Origin of the sequence: Pseudidiomarina marina (assembly GCF_044807045.1) — a bacterium.
Classification (GTDB): domain Bacteria; phylum Pseudomonadota; class Gammaproteobacteria; order Enterobacterales; family Alteromonadaceae; genus Pseudidiomarina; species Pseudidiomarina marina.
The window spans coordinates 1,004,656-1,021,445 of record NZ_CP085233.1; the positions used below are offsets into that span (position 1 = coordinate 1,004,656).

At 47.6% G+C, this 16,790-nt stretch carries 15 protein-coding genes and 1 other RNA gene; 10 read left to right on the plus strand and 6 right to left on the minus strand.

What is annotated here, in order from left to right:
* Nucleotides 1-86: 86 nt before the first annotated feature.
* The 4 genes from LG272_RS04750 (at nucleotide 87) to LG272_RS04765 (ending at nucleotide 4,396) form a co-directional block, all read left to right on the plus strand.
* Entirely contained in the window at nucleotides 87-1,223 is a 1,137-nt protein-coding gene (locus tag LG272_RS04750; RefSeq protein ID WP_404409849.1) for an endonuclease/exonuclease/phosphatase family protein, read from the plus strand.
* Nucleotides 1,224-1,307: 84 nt separating this feature from the next.
* Nucleotides 1,308-1,994 carry a phosphate regulon transcriptional regulator PhoB gene (gene phoB / locus LG272_RS04755; protein ID WP_126760260.1) on the plus strand — a complete coding sequence of 229 codons (687 nt, stop codon included), beginning with the start codon at nucleotides 1,308-1,310 and terminating at the stop codon, nucleotides 1,992-1,994.
* Nucleotides 1,995-2,012: 18 nt separating this feature from the next.
* Nucleotides 2,013-3,311 (plus strand): phosphate regulon sensor histidine kinase PhoR, encoded by a 1,299-nt coding sequence (gene phoR / locus LG272_RS04760; RefSeq protein WP_404409850.1) that lies wholly within the window; start codon nucleotides 2,013-2,015, stop codon nucleotides 3,309-3,311.
* Between the two features lie 113 nt (nucleotides 3,312-3,424).
* Entirely contained in the window at nucleotides 3,425-4,396 is a 972-nt protein-coding gene (locus LG272_RS04765; protein WP_126760258.1) for a PstS family phosphate ABC transporter substrate-binding protein, read from the plus strand.
* 51 nt (nucleotides 4,397-4,447) lie between these two features.
* On the opposite strand, the gene asnC is transcribed toward LG272_RS04765, so the two are convergent.
* Nucleotides 4,448-4,894: a transcriptional regulator AsnC gene (gene asnC, locus LG272_RS04770; protein ID WP_404409851.1), complete on the minus strand. Its 447-nt coding sequence runs from the start codon at nucleotides 4,892-4,894 to the stop codon at nucleotides 4,448-4,450.
* Nucleotides 4,895-5,124: 230 nt separating this feature from the next.
* On the opposite strand from asnC, the gene asnA reads away from it, so the two are divergent.
* The 5 genes from asnA (at nucleotide 5,125) to phoU (ending at nucleotide 11,736) form a co-directional block, all read left to right on the plus strand.
* Nucleotides 5,125-6,105, plus strand: a complete 981-nt coding sequence (asnA, locus tag LG272_RS04775) for an aspartate--ammonia ligase (protein ID WP_404409852.1) — start codon at nucleotides 5,125-5,127, stop codon at nucleotides 6,103-6,105.
* Between the two features lie 108 nt (nucleotides 6,106-6,213).
* Complete coding sequence (locus LG272_RS04780; protein ID WP_404409853.1) at nucleotides 6,214-8,457, plus strand: ABC transporter permease subunit; 2,244 nt, start codon at nucleotides 6,214-6,216, stop codon at nucleotides 8,455-8,457.
* 14 nt (nucleotides 8,458-8,471) lie between these two features.
* Nucleotides 8,472-10,127: a phosphate ABC transporter permease PstA gene (gene pstA / locus LG272_RS04785; RefSeq protein WP_126760254.1), complete on the plus strand. Its 1,656-nt coding sequence runs from the start codon at nucleotides 8,472-8,474 to the stop codon at nucleotides 10,125-10,127.
* 61 nt (nucleotides 10,128-10,188) lie between these two features.
* Entirely contained in the window at nucleotides 10,189-11,007 is an 819-nt protein-coding gene (gene pstB, locus LG272_RS04790) for a phosphate ABC transporter ATP-binding protein PstB (protein WP_126760253.1), read from the plus strand.
* A gap of 12 nt (nucleotides 11,008-11,019) precedes the next feature.
* Entirely contained in the window at nucleotides 11,020-11,736 is a 717-nt protein-coding gene (gene phoU / locus LG272_RS04795) for a phosphate signaling complex protein PhoU (RefSeq protein WP_126760252.1), read from the plus strand.
* Between the two features lie 45 nt (nucleotides 11,737-11,781).
* Here the strand turns inward: phoU and serA are convergent, their stop codons facing one another.
* The 3 genes from serA to LG272_RS04810 are packed head-to-tail and all read right to left on the minus strand — an operon-like array spanning nucleotide 11,782 to nucleotide 14,333.
* Entirely contained in the window at nucleotides 11,782-13,038 is a 1,257-nt protein-coding gene (gene serA, locus LG272_RS04800; RefSeq protein WP_404409854.1) for a phosphoglycerate dehydrogenase, read from the minus strand.
* A gap of 2 nt (nucleotides 13,039-13,040) precedes the next feature.
* Nucleotides 13,041-13,703: a ribose-5-phosphate isomerase RpiA gene (rpiA, locus tag LG272_RS04805; protein ID WP_404409855.1), complete on the minus strand. Its 663-nt coding sequence runs from the start codon at nucleotides 13,701-13,703 to the stop codon at nucleotides 13,041-13,043.
* A gap of 45 nt (nucleotides 13,704-13,748) precedes the next feature.
* On the minus strand, nucleotides 13,749-14,333 hold the full coding sequence (locus LG272_RS04810; protein WP_404409856.1) for a 5-formyltetrahydrofolate cyclo-ligase: 585 nt from the start codon (nucleotides 14,331-14,333) through the stop codon (nucleotides 13,749-13,751).
* Nucleotides 14,334-14,407: 74 nt separating this feature from the next.
* Between LG272_RS04810 and LG272_RS04815 the strand changes: the two genes are divergently transcribed.
* A complete protein-coding gene (locus tag LG272_RS04815; protein WP_404409857.1) occupies nucleotides 14,408-15,967 on the plus strand; it encodes an amidohydrolase family protein in 1,560 nt (519 codons plus the stop codon).
* A 204-nt stretch (nucleotides 15,968-16,171) separates the two neighbouring features.
* On the opposite strand, the gene ssrS is transcribed toward LG272_RS04815, so the two are convergent.
* Nucleotides 16,172-16,356: non-coding RNA, 6S RNA (gene ssrS / locus LG272_RS04820), on the minus strand.
* 14 nt (nucleotides 16,357-16,370) lie between these two features.
* Nucleotides 16,371-16,676, minus strand: a complete 306-nt coding sequence (gene zapA / locus LG272_RS04825) for a cell division protein ZapA (protein ID WP_126760247.1) — start codon at nucleotides 16,674-16,676, stop codon at nucleotides 16,371-16,373.
* Between the last annotated feature and the right edge of the window lie 114 nt (nucleotides 16,677-16,790).

Consider the following 16,790-nt stretch of genomic DNA (forward strand, 5'->3'; position numbering starts at 1 on the left):
ACCCCAACTCGGGAACATCTCTACCGATGAAATTCTATACAGCCCTTATTTTTCCAATACTTACCCTATTGATTGCGGGATGCGATATGCCCCCAGAAAAAATTTCAGAACCAGTTTCACTGCGTGTTGCTACTTTTAACGTGAGCATGGACGCCAGTAATTATTTAACGAACGAACAAGTCCAGAAGCAAGGCGCAACAGCCCTGACGGATGCATTAGCACAGCAGCATCCGCAGATTAAAGCTATTGCGGAAATTATTCAGCACACGCGTCCCGATGTGTTGGTGCTAAATGAATTTGATTATGTTGATGTCAATCAAGGTATTAACGTTTTTAGAAATGATTACCTCCAACAAAGTCAGAACGGTGAATCGCCAATCGATTATCCCTATGTATATCTCGCGCCGGTCAATACCGGAGTGCCGAGCCCTTATGACTTAAGCGGTGATGGCGTGGCGAGTGGCACCGGCAACGATGCATGGGGTTTTGGTTGGTACCCAGGACAGTACGGTATGGTGGTTTTATCCAAATACCCAATCAAAACCGACGATGTCCGCACGTTCCAGTTATTCAAATGGAAAGACATGCCGGGCGCGTTGGCACCGGTCGATCCGAATACCTCTGAGCCGTTTTACAGCGCCGAAGCATGGCAAGAGTTTCGTCTTAGCTCCAAGTCGCACTGGGATGTGCCAATTGACGTGAATGGGCACGACTTGCACCTATTGGTGAGCCATCCAACCCCGCCGGTTTTTGATGGTAAAGAAGATCGTAATGGTCGACGTAATTTCGATGAGATTCGGTTTTGGGCCGACTACATTCAGCCGCATTTAAGTGATTATATTTACGATGATAACGGCGTAACTGGGGGGCTTGGTGAGAAACAAGCGTTCGTGATTGCCGGTGATTTAAATGCGTCGATTGAAAGCGAAGATAATGTTCCCGGAGCCATCGAACAGTTACTAGAACATTCGTTAGTCAACGCTGACAAAACTCCAACAAGTGTTGGCGGGGCGCAACATACACCAGATAATCAGCAAGCAGCGACGCATACGGCAAGCTGGCGCAAGCGCGCCGATTACGTGTTGCCATCGGTGTTTGGCATCGAACTCATTCAATCCGGTGTGTTCTGGCCCGCAGCCGGTGAACCGAAAGCAGAACTAGTGAGTTCAAGAGGCGCTTCGTCAGACCATCGTTTAGTGTGGATTGACATTCAATTAAAATAAATGACACAAATTTGCTGGTTTTCATAAAAGTGTCATAAAGTATCTAGATAATCGGCCGTGCTAGTAACAAATTAGGTGACGCACATGTCCAGAAAGATACTGATTGTTGAAGATGAAGCTCCGATTCGTGAAATGTTGAGCTTCGTCATGGAACAGCATGGCTATCAAGCGGTAGAAGCCGGCGATTATCAGTCGGCGCTTGAGAAAGTAGTCGAGCCATTCCCTGATATGATTTTGCTAGATTGGATGATTCCTGGTGGTTCAGGCATTCAACTAGCGAAAAAGTTAAAAGGTGATGACTTTACCCGCGCAATTCCAATCATCATGCTTACAGCTCGCGGAGAGGAAGAAGACAAAGTTCGGGGGCTTGAAGTGGGTGCAGACGATTACATGACCAAACCGTTTTCACCAAAAGAGTTGATGGCGCGCATGCGTGCTGTTTTTCGTCGCGTCGCCCCGACAGCACTCGACGAGCCACTAGAGATTGAAGGATTGCGTCTTGATCCGGTATCGCATCGAGTGACTGCATTTAATGACCGCCTCGATATGGGACCCACTGAATTTAAATTGCTGCACTTCTTTATGACGCACCCTGATCGGGTGTATAGTCGTGAACAGTTATTAGATCATGTTTGGGGAACCAACGTGTATGTGGAAGACCGTACTGTCGATGTTCACATCCGCCGTTTGCGTAAGGCGTTGGAAACGCATGGACACGATCGTTTGGTGCAAACCGTACGCGGTGTTGGCTATCGTTTTTCAAAAAGTTAAACGGAGCCACCGCTAAGCATGGATCGTCGTTACTCCGTTATATTTATTCTTAAAGGCCTACTGTGGTTTATTGTCCCAGTAGGCTTTTTCGGTTGGTTGCTCGGCTATTTTTGGGCGACATTAGCGCTTTCATTGATCACACTCGTCGTTTGGCATTACTACTACCAATATAAACTTGTCGATTGGCTCTGGCACCGCCGCACCATGCTTCCTCCGAGTGCGCCTGGTAGCTGGAGTTATATTTACGATGGTATTTATCGTACACAACGACGCAGTCAGCAGCGTCGCCGCGCATTGGCCCGATTACTACGCCGTTTTCGGGAAGCTTCAGAAGCCATTCCGGATGCGGCCATTGTATTTCGTAAAGATGGCGGCTTAATCTGGTGTAATAAACTTGGCCAGTTTTATTTCGGCCTTAAATGGCCTGCTGACACCGGTATCCGCCTTTCAAATTTAATTCGTCACCCTGAATTTATTGCCTACCTGCAAAAAGGCGATTTCAGTGAAGATATTCATTTGCCATCGCCGGTACGTGAAGATGTTGAACTCGAAATTCGTATCATGCCCTACAGTGACGACCAATACTTATTAATGGCGCGTGATGTGACGCAGCTGAAACAATTAGAGCAAATGCGCAAAGATTTCGTCGCCAACGTATCGCACGAACTCAAAACACCGTTAACGGTGCTGCAAGGTTATTTGGAAATGCTCGATGAGCCGGCTTCATTGCCGCCTGCAATGTTAACGAAAGCCGTTACTGACATGCAGGCACAAAGTGAGCGCATGCGTAACTTAGTTGACCAGTTGTTGTCGCTGTCGCGCATGGATGTTCATCGAACTGATATGTTTGAACGTACAGTGAATGTGCCGAGTTTACTCGAAGTCATTAAGAATGACGCCGAGCGCCTCAACCAAGAAAAACAGCACGCGTTGGTGTTTGATATTGCCGACATTCATATTCACGGCATAGAAGATGAATTACGCAGTGTATTTTCAAATCTCATTACCAATGCCATTCATTACACGCAGCCGCATGGCGAAATAAAAGTAACTTGGAAAATGGTTGGGCAGGATGCTGAATTTTCAGTACAGGATAACGGTCCAGGTATTCCAGCCGAGCACGTTGGTCGCCTGACCGAGCGTTTTTATCGTGTTGATAAAGATCGCAACAGTAAGAAAGGCGGGTCAGGGCTTGGCTTAGCGATTGTTCAGCAGGCGCTAGAGCATCACCACAGTCGATTGCTTATCGATTCGGTTGTAGGTCGCGGTTCGAAATTTTCTTTCCGTATTTCTGAAGAACTTGTGATAAAAAAATGACACTTCTGTCATAAATGTCACAATACTGTCACATTGACCAACTAAACTTGATTCCAGTTACTGATTACAACCGCCGGTTTTTAACCGGCTTAACATCACGATTGGAGTCAATTATGAAATTCAAATCGGCATTAATTACCGCTGCAGTTGCAGGTTTATTAAGTTTCTCTGCAAGCGCACAAAAAGCAACTGACGACTTACCTGAATATGAAAAAGTAAGTGGTCTTTCAGGCAACCTATCATCAGTCGGTTCAGACACGTTGGCAAACATGATGACGTTCTGGTCGGAAGAATTTAAGCGTTTATATCCTAACGTTAATATGCAAATTCAAGCCGCTGGCTCATCAACTGCGCCACCAGCATTAACCGAAGGTACTTCGAACTTTGGCCCAATGAGCCGCGCTATGAAAGCGAAAGAGATCGAAGCATTCGAAAAGCGCCACGGTTACAAACCAACTCCGGTTCGTGTTGCCATTGATGCTTTGGCTGTATTCGCGCACAAAGATAACCCAATTGAAGGTTTAACTATTGCCCAAGTTGACGCTATCTTCTCGAGCACTCGTTTATGCGGTGCTAACGAAGAAGTACGCCGTTGGGGCGACTTAGGTCTGACTGGTAGCTGGGAAAACCGTGACTTGCAAATCTACGGTCGTAATTCGGTATCAGGTACCTACGGTTACTTTAAAGAAGTAGCATTGTGTGACGGTGATTTCCGTAACAATGTGAACGAACAACCAGGTTCAGCGTCAGTGGTTCAATCAGTTTCAACATCATTGAACGCCATTGGTTACTCAGGCATCGGCTACATGACTTCTGGCGTAAAAACTGTCCCATTAGCAGTTGAAGAAGGTTCAGAGTTCATCGATGCAAGCACCGAGAACGCATTAGCTGGTAAGTACCCACTGTCTCGCTTCTTGTACGTTTACGTGAACAAACACCCGAACAAGCCACTTGACCCAGCAACAGCAGAATTCTTGAAAATGGTTCTGTCAAAAACTGGTCAAGAAATTGTCGACAAAGACGGTTACATTCCTGTACCACGCGTTGTTGTTGAACAAGAGCTTGAGCGTTTAGGCTTAAACTAAACCTCGAATAGATAGCGACAAAAGCCCCGAATTTCGGGGCTTTTTTTTTGTTTAGACTTGAATTTGGCGCATGATGGGCTGCTGCAACGAAATCAACGTTTCAGTGGCCTGAATTTCTTCAATTGGTTGAATTTTATTGATGAGTAAATTCTGCAAGTCATCAATCGATCGCACCATCACCTTAATAAATATACTGTACTGTCCGGTAGTGTAATGCGCCTCAACGACCTCGGGTAGAGCATTCAGTTGCTGAAGAGCGCTAGGATAATCACCCGCACGCGCTAAATTGATACCAATAAAACAGCAAACGTCATACCCAAGTTTACGCGGATCGACATGAATGTGCGTTCCCGTAATAATCCCTGCCTGCCGAAGTTTCTCAATGCGAACATGAATTGTCGCCGGACTCACGCCTTCAACTTTAGCTATTTCCGCATAAGATACCCGCGCATTTTCTTGCAACGTCGAAATTATCGCTCTATCCAAATCATCGATCATCTAATTCCCACCCATTTTCCACCAACAGAATTAAACAATATCTAATATAAAAGCCAATTAAAAGATTAATTTCATCGCCAAAAGCTAAATTAAATAGACGGTATTGAGGTTATTGTCTTTTGTGTTTTATTTTATCTTGTCTTTAACGAACAGCGCAGCGCACAAACAGCGCAGCGCACGACTAACGACTAACGAATAACGAACAACGTTCTTAGTTTAAAGAGGCCCCCATGCTCAAGCACCAACAACAAACCGCCCAACTCAAACAACGCTTCACCGAGTTACTCTGTGAAAAGCTCAACCTAACTGAAGTTCAAGCCCCGCTGATGGTGCGGAAAAACTCTGGCCTACAGGATAATTTAAGCGGCTATGAAAAAGCTGTGTCTGTGTTCGTTCGTGCGCAGCAACAAGAGTATGAAATTGTGCATTCATTAGCGAAGTGGAAACGCAGTGCGTTGGCGCATTACGAATGCTCGGTCGGCGAAGGCATTGTCGCACAAATGCGAGCCATCCGAGCTGACGAAGAGCAACTCAGTGAACGGCATAGCGTTCTCGTTGAACAATGGGATTGGGAGCAAGTGATTCTACCCAGCGACCGCACTCTGGAAACATTAAAAGCAACGGTTGCTAAAATTTACTCGGGGTTGCGTCAGCTCTATATGGAGTTTAACCCGGAGCATCAAACGCATTTGGCCGAAGAAGTTGTGTTTATCCACTCCGAGCAATTGCGACAAATGTATCCGCAATTGACACCAAAGCAGCGTGAAGCTGAATTCACAAAGTTACATAAAGCTGTATTCATCATCGGTATTGGTGGCGAGCTGGCAGATGGAACCGTTCACGATAATCGAGCGCCGGATTATGATGATTGGAGCACAGCAACCGAAACAGAATATGCCGGACTAAACGGCGATTTATTGGTTTGGCATAGTGCGATAAACGACGCACTTGAGTTATCATCTATGGGAGTTCGAGTAGACGCAGCCGCGCTACAACATCAAGTTTATGTGCGTTCATGCGAGTCAATATTGCAGCAAGCATGGCATCAGCAACTACTGCAGAGTGAATTGCCAGAGTGTATCGGTGGTGGCATTGGTCAGTCGCGGGTCGCCATGTGGGTTCTAAATTTAGCGCATATAAAATCGACGCAAGCACCGGAAATTTTATCTGGCAAAAAAACAGACAGCGCCTCGCTTGTGAGCGTAGCATGACAGAAAAATGTCAGGAATATGACAACACTGTAACAATACTGTCATAGAACGTGTCTATACTATGCTGCAGTAGGTTTATGGTATTCATTTAATCTTAAAGAGGCAGCAATGGCGGCATCACAACGCGCTGAGTTGGGAGCCAGTAATGTGCGATTGATTAAAGACAAGGCCGCGCGCTGGGGGGTTACTCTCGGCGGCGGTTTAGTTCTAATTGCACTGCTACTGATTTTCTTTTACTTGTTATATGTGGTTGAACCGATTTTCCGCGGTGTTGATATTGAACACCAACAATCGTTCTCTGTACCTGGTCAGGGCCAAACCGTGGCGATGGGCATGGAAGAACAATCGGAAATCGGCTTTCGTTTCAGTGACGCTGGTGAACTGAGTTTCTTTGCATTAAAGCAAAAACCAGGCACCGATTGGCAGCCAGGGCAACTCCTGTTGTCAGAGCAGGTTGCTGAACAACCAACCGCATTCGCCGCCACGCAGCCGCAAAATAAGCGCTACGCTTATGCTGTGGCGGATGGTCAAGCGCGCGTTATTGAACCCAAATTCCGCACCAAGTTTACCGATGGCCGTCGCTTAACAACCCCTGTGGTTGACTTCGCTAATGACGGTGACTTGGTACAGGTTGATCCGCAACAGCGCACGTTAGTGAAGTTAGCGTACGAGTACGACGGTGAATCGCAGCTATTTGCCGGTGTAACGGCAGATGACCAAGTAATCGTGAACTTCTTACAAGCTAACCGAAGCTTCTTAACGGGTGAAGTTGAATTAAAATCGAAATTCACTGAGCTACCAATAAATGGCGCGGTTGATGACTTAGTTGTTACCCCAGATTTGCGCCAAGTGCTCGTTCGCCAAGCGAATCGCTTTTATGTTTACGACGTGTCGCGCACCGGCAAGGTAACCGAGCGTCAATTGTTAAACATTGATCGCCGCCGATTCGGTGAAGTGACCACCATGCAGTTGCTGGCCGGTGCAAGTTCAATCATGTTTGGACATGCGAATGGCCTAATTACGCAATGGTTTGAAGTGTCTGGCGAAAATGGTCGCCAGTATCAATATATTCGTGAATTTAAAGCCGGTAACTCAGCTATCAAAGATATCGTCGCCGAATATTTTCGTCGTACTTTCTACAGTATTTCTGAAAGCGGCGAAGTTGGTGTGTTCCATACCACCTCCGAGGCCGATCTTTATCTCTCTCATGTTGATGATTTACACGCAGAACAGGTTGTCATTGACCCACGAGCAAATACTTTGTTAATGCAAAGTGAGGGTGAACTTCATACATTCAACCTTGAGAACGAACACCCTGAAGTCACCTGGAGCGGTATCTGGCAGGAAGTTTGGTACGAAGGTTACCCTGAGCCGCAATACGTCTGGCAATCGACGTCAGGTTCAGATGATTTTGAGCCAAAATTCAGTTTAGTGCCGATTTCGTTCGGTACGATTAAAGCCGCCGCTTACGCCATGTTGTTTGCGGTGCCAATTGGCTTAGCCGCTGCGGTATATACAGCATACTTTATGTCGCCAAGCGTGCGTAAAGTGGTGAAACCTACCGTTGAAATTATGGAAGCCTTGCCAACGGTTATCTTAGGTTTCTTGGCCGGTCTCTGGCTTGCGCCAATTATCGAGAATTACCTACCGGGTATTGTTGCAACAATCATACTGGTACCACTTGCGATCGTGCTATTTGCAGCGCTTAGTAGTGTCTTACCAAAAGTATGGCGCAACCGATTCACGGATGGTCGAGCGGCACTTATTTTATTACCGATAGTCGGCTTTGTCGGATGGTTCTCGTTCGAACTGTCGCCGTGGGTTGAAACCGTATTATTTGATGGCAACGTTCGTCAGTACATCACTAATGAACTGGGTATCACCTTCGACCAACGTAATTCGTTAGTTGTTGGAATCGCGATGGGTTTTGCGGTCATCCCAACCATTTTCTCGATTGCCGAAGATGCGGTGTTCAGTGTACCGAAACACTTGTCGAATGGTTCATTAGCACTCGGTGCGACAACCTGGCAGACCTTAACGAAAGTTGTGTTGTTAACGGCCAGCCCAGGTATTTTCTCTGCGGTGATGATGGGGCTCGGACGTGCCGTCGGCGAAACGATGATTGTGTTAATGGCGACCGGTAACACGCCAATTATGGATTGGAATATTTTCGAAGGTATGCGCACACTCTCGGCGAATATCGCTGTTGAGATGCCTGAATCAGAAGTAGGTAGCTCGCACTACCGCATCTTATTCTTGGCCGCATTTGTCTTGTTTGTTTTCACTTTCGTGTTTAATACGCTCGCCGAATTAGTGCGTCAGCGTCTGCGCGAAAAATATAGCTCGATGTAAGCGTGAGGATGTCCATGAATAAATGGTTTAAAACAGGAAAACCGTATATTTGGCTTACCGCGGGCGCAGTCAGTGTCAGCCTTATTGCTGTGCTCGGCTTACTTGCGCTGATTGCTTGGCGGGGCTTGTCATTTTTCTGGCCAGCAGCCATTCACGAAGTTGAAGTGCGTGCCAATGACGGTAGCACCCAAGTGATTATCGGCGAAGTATACGATCGTGAAGAAATTCCAATTGAGCGGTTACAAGAATCTGGCGTTCAGCTGGATGGGTTTGAAGGAATCACGCTTGAGCGTCAACTGTTCAAGGTTGGTAACCGTGAATTTGTACCGCTTGATTTCATGTGGGTGATGGAGCCGCAAATTATTCGCGATGAAACACCAAAAGACCTCGCGGTTATTGAGCGTGCAAAAGATGGCAATTTCTACGGTTATGTCGTTGACGTGCTGGAGAACGGTGAGTCGGTGGCGAACTCTGATAATATCCGTGACGTATTGTTTGAGCGTATTGAGCGCGCTGTTGAACTCAATGAAAAAGCGGCCGACCTTCAGCAGGGCGAGATTGGTGCAATTAACTACGAATTGAACCAGTTACGTCTTGAAAGCCGAGCGCTGGATCTCGAAGGGAAATTAACCGAAGCCGAGCAACAACGCATCGCCAATGAAGAACAGGCGCTTCGTGACGCTTATCAAGAGCTTGAAAAAGAGCTGTTTGAATACCGTGATGCAGCGAACCGTGACAGTGTGGTGATGCGAGATATGCGCGGTATGGAAGTGACTTTACCGATGTATCGCGTGCTTGATGCGACGTTCCCGAATGATATGGGGGTGTTCAGTAAAATCGGTCACTTCTTTGTGCAAATTGGTAAGTTTGTCACCGAAGACCCGCGCGAAGCTAACACCGAAGGTGGGGTATTCCCAGCTATTTTCGGTACCGTATTTATGGTGCTATTGATGTCGGTGATTGTGACGCCATTTGGGGTTATCGCGGCGGTCTATTTGCACGAATACGCGGGTAAGAATGCCGTCACGCGCTTGATTCGTATCGCGGTGATTAACCTCGCCGGCGTACCATCAATTGTTTATGGTGTATTTGGTTTAGGCTTCTTTGTGTACATGGTTGGTGGGTCGTTAGACCAAATCTTCTATCCAGAAGCGCTACCAAGCCCAACCTTTGGTACCCCAGGCGTCATGTGGTCAGCGATTACTTTGGCGATTTTGACGCTACCGGTAGTCATTGTATCTACCGAAGAAGGCCTGTCACGCATTCCTAGCACGCTTCGCGAAGGTAGTTTAGCGTTAGGTGCAACAAAAGCGGAAACCTTGTGGCGAATTATCTTACCGATGGCATCGCCAGCTATTATGACTGGTCTCATTCTCGCGGTTGCTCGTGCGGCAGGTGAGGTAGCGCCATTGATGTTGGTTGGTGTAGTGAAGTCGGCGCCGATGTTACCGGTTGATGGTAACTTCCCGTACTTCCATTTAGACCGTAAGTTCATGCACTTAGGTTTCCATATTTATGATGTGGGCTTCCAAAGTCCAAACGTTGAGGCAGCGCGTCCATTAGTTTACGCCACCTCATTCTTATTGGTTACCGTCATTGTCGGGTTGAATTTAACGGCTATTGGCGTGCGTAACCATTTACGTGAAAAGTATCGTTCGCTTGAACACTAATTGTGACAGCACAGATTAGTATTGAAGCGTTTATAAATTTTAGGGCAGAAGGTTAACTACTATGATTTCGGTAACTCCGAATGCTAGCAATGTCGAGACTTTAGACTTAGCAAATTTGACGCCTGAGCAAACCGCGTTAGAAATTCGCAATTTGAATTTGCACTACGGCGAAGCTCAAGCGCTGTATGATATCTCGATGAACATTCCGAAAAACCGCGTAACGGCGTTTATCGGACCATCAGGTTGTGGTAAATCAACGTTATTGCGCTGTATTAATCGCATGAATGACCTTGTTGAAATTTGCCGCGTGAACGGTGAAATCTTGTTGCATGACAAGAACATCTACGACAAAAATGTCGATGCCGCTGAGTTGCGTCGTCGAGTTGGTATGGTATTCCAGCGTCCAAACCCGTTCCCGAAATCAATTTATGAGAACGTGGTGTACGGTATGCGCTTACAAGGCGTCAATGATCGTCGTACGCTTGATGAAGTAGTTGAGCGCTCGCTCAAAGGTGCGGCGTTGTGGGATGAAGTCAAAGATCGTCTCAACGAATCAGCCTTTGGCCTATCAGGCGGTCAGCAGCAACGTTTGGTGATTGCACGTGCCATTGCTATTGAGCCAGAAGTATTATTATTGGATGAGCCAACCTCAGCATTGGACCCAATTTCGACACTAACCATTGAAGAGCTCATTACCGAGCTAAAAGAAAAGTATACGGTGGTTATCGTAACGCACAACATGCAACAGGCGGCGCGGGTGTCTGATCAAACGGCGTTTATGTACATGGGTAAACTGATTGAGTATGCCGATACCAACACATTGTTTACCACACCGGCACAGAAGCAAACGGAAGATTACATTACCGGACGTTACGGTTAATAGGAGCAGGCAATGGATAAGATGAATATGAGCCGGCATATTTCCGGTAAATTTAACGAAGAGCTCGAAGCGGTGCGTAACCAAGTACTCAATATGGGTGGGTTGGTTGAGCAACAGCTGCGTGATTCATTGCATGCCATCGAGAAATCTGATCATGAAATGGCAGAGCAAATTCTTCAACGCGATTACAAAATTAACGCACTTGAAGTACAAATTGATGAAGCGTGTGTGCAGATTATTGCGAAACGTCAGCCAGCGGCGAGCGACTTGCGTTTGATTATCGCAATCTTCAAAACTATTTCCGATCTTGAGCGTATCGGTGATGAAGCAGAACGTATTGCGCGAGTTGCACTCGAAAGCTTCAACAACGATCAACAACAGTTCTTGGTAAGCCTTGAGAATCTTGGCCAGCAAGTTCTAGCAATGTTACACGGTGTTTTGGATGCGTTTGCACGTATGGATCTTGACTCGGCGTTCGAAGTGCACCAAATGGATGCGCAAGCAGACCGTCAGTATGAAGCACTCACTCGCCAGTTGATGACCTACATGATGGAAGACCCACGCGGTATTCCAAAGGTGATGAACGTCTTGTGGTCAGCACGTTCATTGGAGCGTATCGGTGACCGCTGTCAGAACATTGCCGAGTACATTATTTTCTTCGTGAAAGGAAAAGATGTACGCCACGTTTCACCAGAATCGATGGAACAAACGGTGAAAGGCCAGAAATAAGGCTCACCACGAAAGACAAAAGCCGATGCCAATGCATCGGCTTTTTTAATACAACACGCGGGCTTTAATGGTGCCGTCGATATTGCGCATTGCCTGAAGCAAATCATCAGCTATGGTACTTTTCGGTGGGGTTTCAATATCAATCACCACGTAACCCACTTTGCTGTCGGTTTGCAGGTATTGGCCAGAGACGTTGATGTTTTGCTCAGCCAACAATTGGTTAATGCGCGTCAGCATACCTGGACGGTTTTCGTGGATATGTAGCAAGCGACGTGAACCTTCATGCGCCGGCAATGCAACCTCTGGGAAATTCACCGCAGACAGGGTTGAGCCGTTATCAGAGTAGCGCACCAGTTTACCGGCCACTTCAATACCGATGTTTTCTTGGGCTTCTTCCGTTGAGCCACCAATGTGAGGCGTTAAAATACAGCTGTCGATACCGCGTAGCGGCGACTCAAATTGCTCGTCATTGCCTTTCGGTTCAACTGGGAACACGTCAATGGCAGCACCAGCCAAATGCTCTGACTTAAGGGCATCAGCCAGTGCATTGATTTTCACAACCGTACCGCGCGAGGCGTTAATTAAAACTGAACCAGGCTTCATTTTTGCGAGTTGCTCAGCGCCAATCATCCACTGTGTTTGCGGCGTTTCAGGCACGTGCAGTGTCACCACATCTGCCTGCTTTAACAAATCATCGAGGCGCCGCACTTGCAATGCGTTACCGAGTGATAATTTGGTTTCAATGTCGTAGTAACGCACCTGCATGCCAAGTTGCTCAGCAAGAATGCTTAATTGGCTGCCGATATGACCGTAGCCGATAATACCGAGTACTTTACCGCGCGCTTCAAAAGAGCCTTTGGCTGCTTTGTCCCAGCCACCACGGTGCGCTGCGGCATTCTTTTGCGGAATACGGCGCAGCAACATGATGATTTCAGCCAGCACCAATTCTGCAACACTGCGCGTATTTGAGAACGGCGCATTAAAAACCACCACGCCGTTATCGCGTGCCGATTCAAGATCCACTTGATTAGTGCCAATACAAAAACAGCCGACAGCGGCCAGTTTATCGGCGGCAGCGAATACTTTCGGAGTTAACTGCGTGCGTGAGCGAATACCTAAAAAATGAACGTCTTTGATGGCTTCGCAGAGCTCATCTTCGTTCAGCGAGGTTTTCAGCGCCTTAATATTGGTGTACCCATGTTGTTTAAGTACTTCAATCGCGCTGTCGTGCACACCTTCAAGTAACAATATTTGGATGCGTTCTTTTGCAAGCGATACTTGCGGTGATGCCGAGGTGTTCATAGCTACTCCATGAATTGCAGGCCGTCAGGGCTTGCGATGATTGCGATATTGGCGCCACGTTTGGCAAACAGGCCATTCGTGACCACACCGACAATACTATTCAATTGTTGCTCAAGTTGAACAGGGTCTAAGATATCAAAGTTGTGAATATCGAGAATGATATTGCCGTTGTCCGTCACAAACCCTTGGCGCCAAACGGGGTCGCCACCGAGTTTTACAATTTCACGAGCCACGTAAGAGCGCGCCATTGGAATCACTTCGACAGGAATTGGGAACGAGCCCAAGCGACCAACGACTTTGCTTTCATCGGCAATACATACGAATTTATCAGCAACGGCAGCAATAATTTTTTCGCGGGTTAATGCGCCACCGCCACCTTTGACCATGCGCATATGCTCATCAATTTCGTCGGCGCCATCGACGTACACTGGCAAGTCCGCCACATTGTTAAGCTCAACCACTTCAATGCCGTGGGCTTTTAAACGCTCGGTGGAAGCTTCTGAGCTTGATACCGCGGCTTCAATGTCGTGCTTCATAGTGGCTAGGGCATCAATGAAGAAATTAACAGTTGAACCGGTGCCTACACCAACAATTGTGTTCGGTTGAATATACTTCAGGGCGGCTTCTGCGGCTTGCTTTTTTAGTTGGTCTTGCGAGGTGGTCATGACGGTATCCATAGTTGATGGTCTATGGCTTTTCAGTATACAGCGTTAACTTCGAAAGTCCCAAACTTTAGAGGGGGTAATAACTATTTCTAGCGGAACATCCCACGGTTGAACGGGCAACTTATCAACGTACTGACAATCGAGCGCTAAACCAATAGGTAGCAGGTTTACTTTACCTTCTCGCCAGGTGCTTAACGTGCGGTCATAAAACCCACCGCCCATGCCCATGCGGTTGCCCTGCGCATCAAAACCAACCAGCGGCACCAATATTATATTCATCTGAGTTAATGGCGTGACATGCCGAACATCTAATTCCGGTTCGGGAATACCGAAGCGATTATGCGTCCATTGGGTGGTCTGGCTTAATTGCATAAACAGCAAGTGCCCAGCGCGAAAAGGGTGAAGGATTGGTAATGACAATTGATGGTTATGCGCCATGAGTTGCTCGTTGATCGCATGGGTTGGTAGCTCAGCTTTCACGCTAAAATAACTACCAATTTGGCAAGGTTGTTGTAGCTCAGGCAACTGTAGTAAGTGGTCACCGACTTGCAAGGCAGCATCATCACGGGCTGCGCTAGATAGGCTTCCACGTGCGTCGAGTAGATGGCGGCGTAATTGCTGTTGAGACACGGCGCTGATATCCTTGCTGAAACGAATAATTAAAATAATAGTGAGTGCTTACCATGATACGCCAATTTCTATGCATGTTAACCCTTACAGTCGCGTTCAGCGCGACAGTACAGGCAGCACCGCCGAAAGCGCCTGAGCGCGGCGAGCAAGGTGCTGGACCATATGACCGACTCATCATTCGCGGCGCGACGCTAATTAACGGTGAAGGTGCGCCAGCGCAAGGCCCAGTCGATATCGTGATTGAAGATGACCGTATTGTAAACGTGGTGAGCGTCGGCTACCCAGGTGTGCCAATTAAAGACGAAGGTCGCCCAATTGCGGGGCCGAATGACCAAGAGCTTAATGCGCATGGCAAGTATGTGTTGCCTGGCTTTATCGATATGCACGGTCATATTGGTGGCTCAGCCGACGGCATTCCAGCGGAATATGTACTCAAACTTTGGTTAGCCCACGGTATTACCACCGTGCGTGAACCAGGTAGCTTCAACGGCCTCGATTGGACTAAGTGGCATCAACAACAAGCCGAGAAAAATGCCATTGTTTCGCCTCGGATTGTTCCATTTGCCGGCTTCGGCATGGGGGCGGAGGAGCCGATTTTTAATGGTGAGCAAGCGCGTGATTGGGTGCGTAAAATCAAACGCCAAGGCGCTTCTGGTATCAAATTTTTCGGCGCAACGCCAAAAGTCATGGCGGCAGCCTTAGACGAGGCCAATAAACAAAACCTCGGCACCATGATGCACCACGCCCAATTGAATGTGGTACGCACCAGTGTGATCGATTCGGCGCGCCTCGGTCTTGGTAGCATGGAACACTGGTATGGTTTACCAGAAGCGTTATTTACCGGTCAGCGTATTCAGAATTATCCAGCGGATTATAACTACAACAACGAGCAGGATCGTTTCCGTGAAGCAGGGCGCTTATGGGCGCAAGCGGCAGAACCTGGTTCTGAGCAGTGGAATAAAGTGCGAGATGAACTCATTGCACGCGATTTCACCATCAACCCAACCCTCACCATATATGAAGCAAGCCGTGACCTCATGCGTGAGCGTCGCGCGATTTGGCACGAAGAATACACCCTGCCGCAGCTGTGGGATTTCTTCACGCCAAGCCGTTATGCACACGGTTCATACTGGTTTGACTGGACTACCGACGAAGAAGTCGCATGGCGCAAAAACTACCAGCTGTGGATGACCTTTTTGAACGATTTTAAAAACCACGGCGGCCGTGTAACGACAGGTTCTGACGCAGGTTACATCTACAAGATCTACGGTTTTGGCTACATTCGTGAACTTGAGCTGTTACGCGAAGCCGGCTTCAACGCGCTGGAAGTGATTCAATCCGCCACCTTAAATGGCGCCGAAGCACTGGGCCTTGAAGACGAAATTGGCAGCGTGGTGCCGGGCAAGAAAGCCGACCTGATCATCGTCGACGAGAACCCATTAGCGAATTTCAAAGTCTTGTACGGTACGGGTCATTACAAGTTGGATGAAAATAATCAGCCGATTCGCACGAAGGGTATTCGTTACACGATTAAAGATGGCATTATTTACGACGCTCAACAGCTCCTCGCCGACGTCCGTGAAATAGTAGACGTAGCCCGGCGTTCCACGCCGGGTGGTGCGAAGCACCGTTAATGTTGAATTCAATATGGGTGTGTTACGCATAGTTGAATTCAATATGGGTGTGTTACGCATAGTTGAATTCAATATGGGTGTGTTACGCATAGTTGAATTCAATATGGGTGTGTTACGCATAGTTGAATTCAATATGGGAGGGTGTTGATAAGCATTCACCGCAGCGGTGCCGCGTCCCGGCGTGAAACGCCGGGCTACATAGGGTGACTACCCAGAATGCCGCTGCTGTGCCTTAGCCCTTGAACCCACTGGTTCAAGGCGGGGCGCAATTGAAACGGCCGCAGGCTTCTCGATACTAGTCGAGCTTGCTCAATAGCCGCCCAGTGAGCCCCTTTACTGCTAGCATCGGCTCAGGGACATCGGCGTGCTGGCGCACATCCCAGGCAGTCATAATGTGAGTATTTTAACGTCCGGGGCGCTGTTCCGCCATGACTTGTTCAAGAGTTTCTTGCAGGAGTTTTAATTTTTCTTCGAGATCAGCGATGCGCTGTTGCTGACGCTTTTCCTCTTGCGCAAATTCATGACACAAATTTAACCCGGCCATTACTGCAATTTGCTCAGGATTCGACAACTTGGTGTTGGTACGAATCGTTTCCAGCTTATTATTCAAGCGATCAGCAGCCTGCTGCAAAGCAACCTCTTGCCCCGGTGGGCAATTCACTTTGTAGTGACGTTCCATCAATCTTATGTCCATGGCGCGTTGACTCATGCCGCTTCCTCTGTGCTTGTACTATTCTTATGCTTGGAATTAGCCATATTATGGCACGTCCTACGGGGTTTTGTCAGCTAGCCTGAATAGCTTTGCAATGGTAGGATGTGCGTA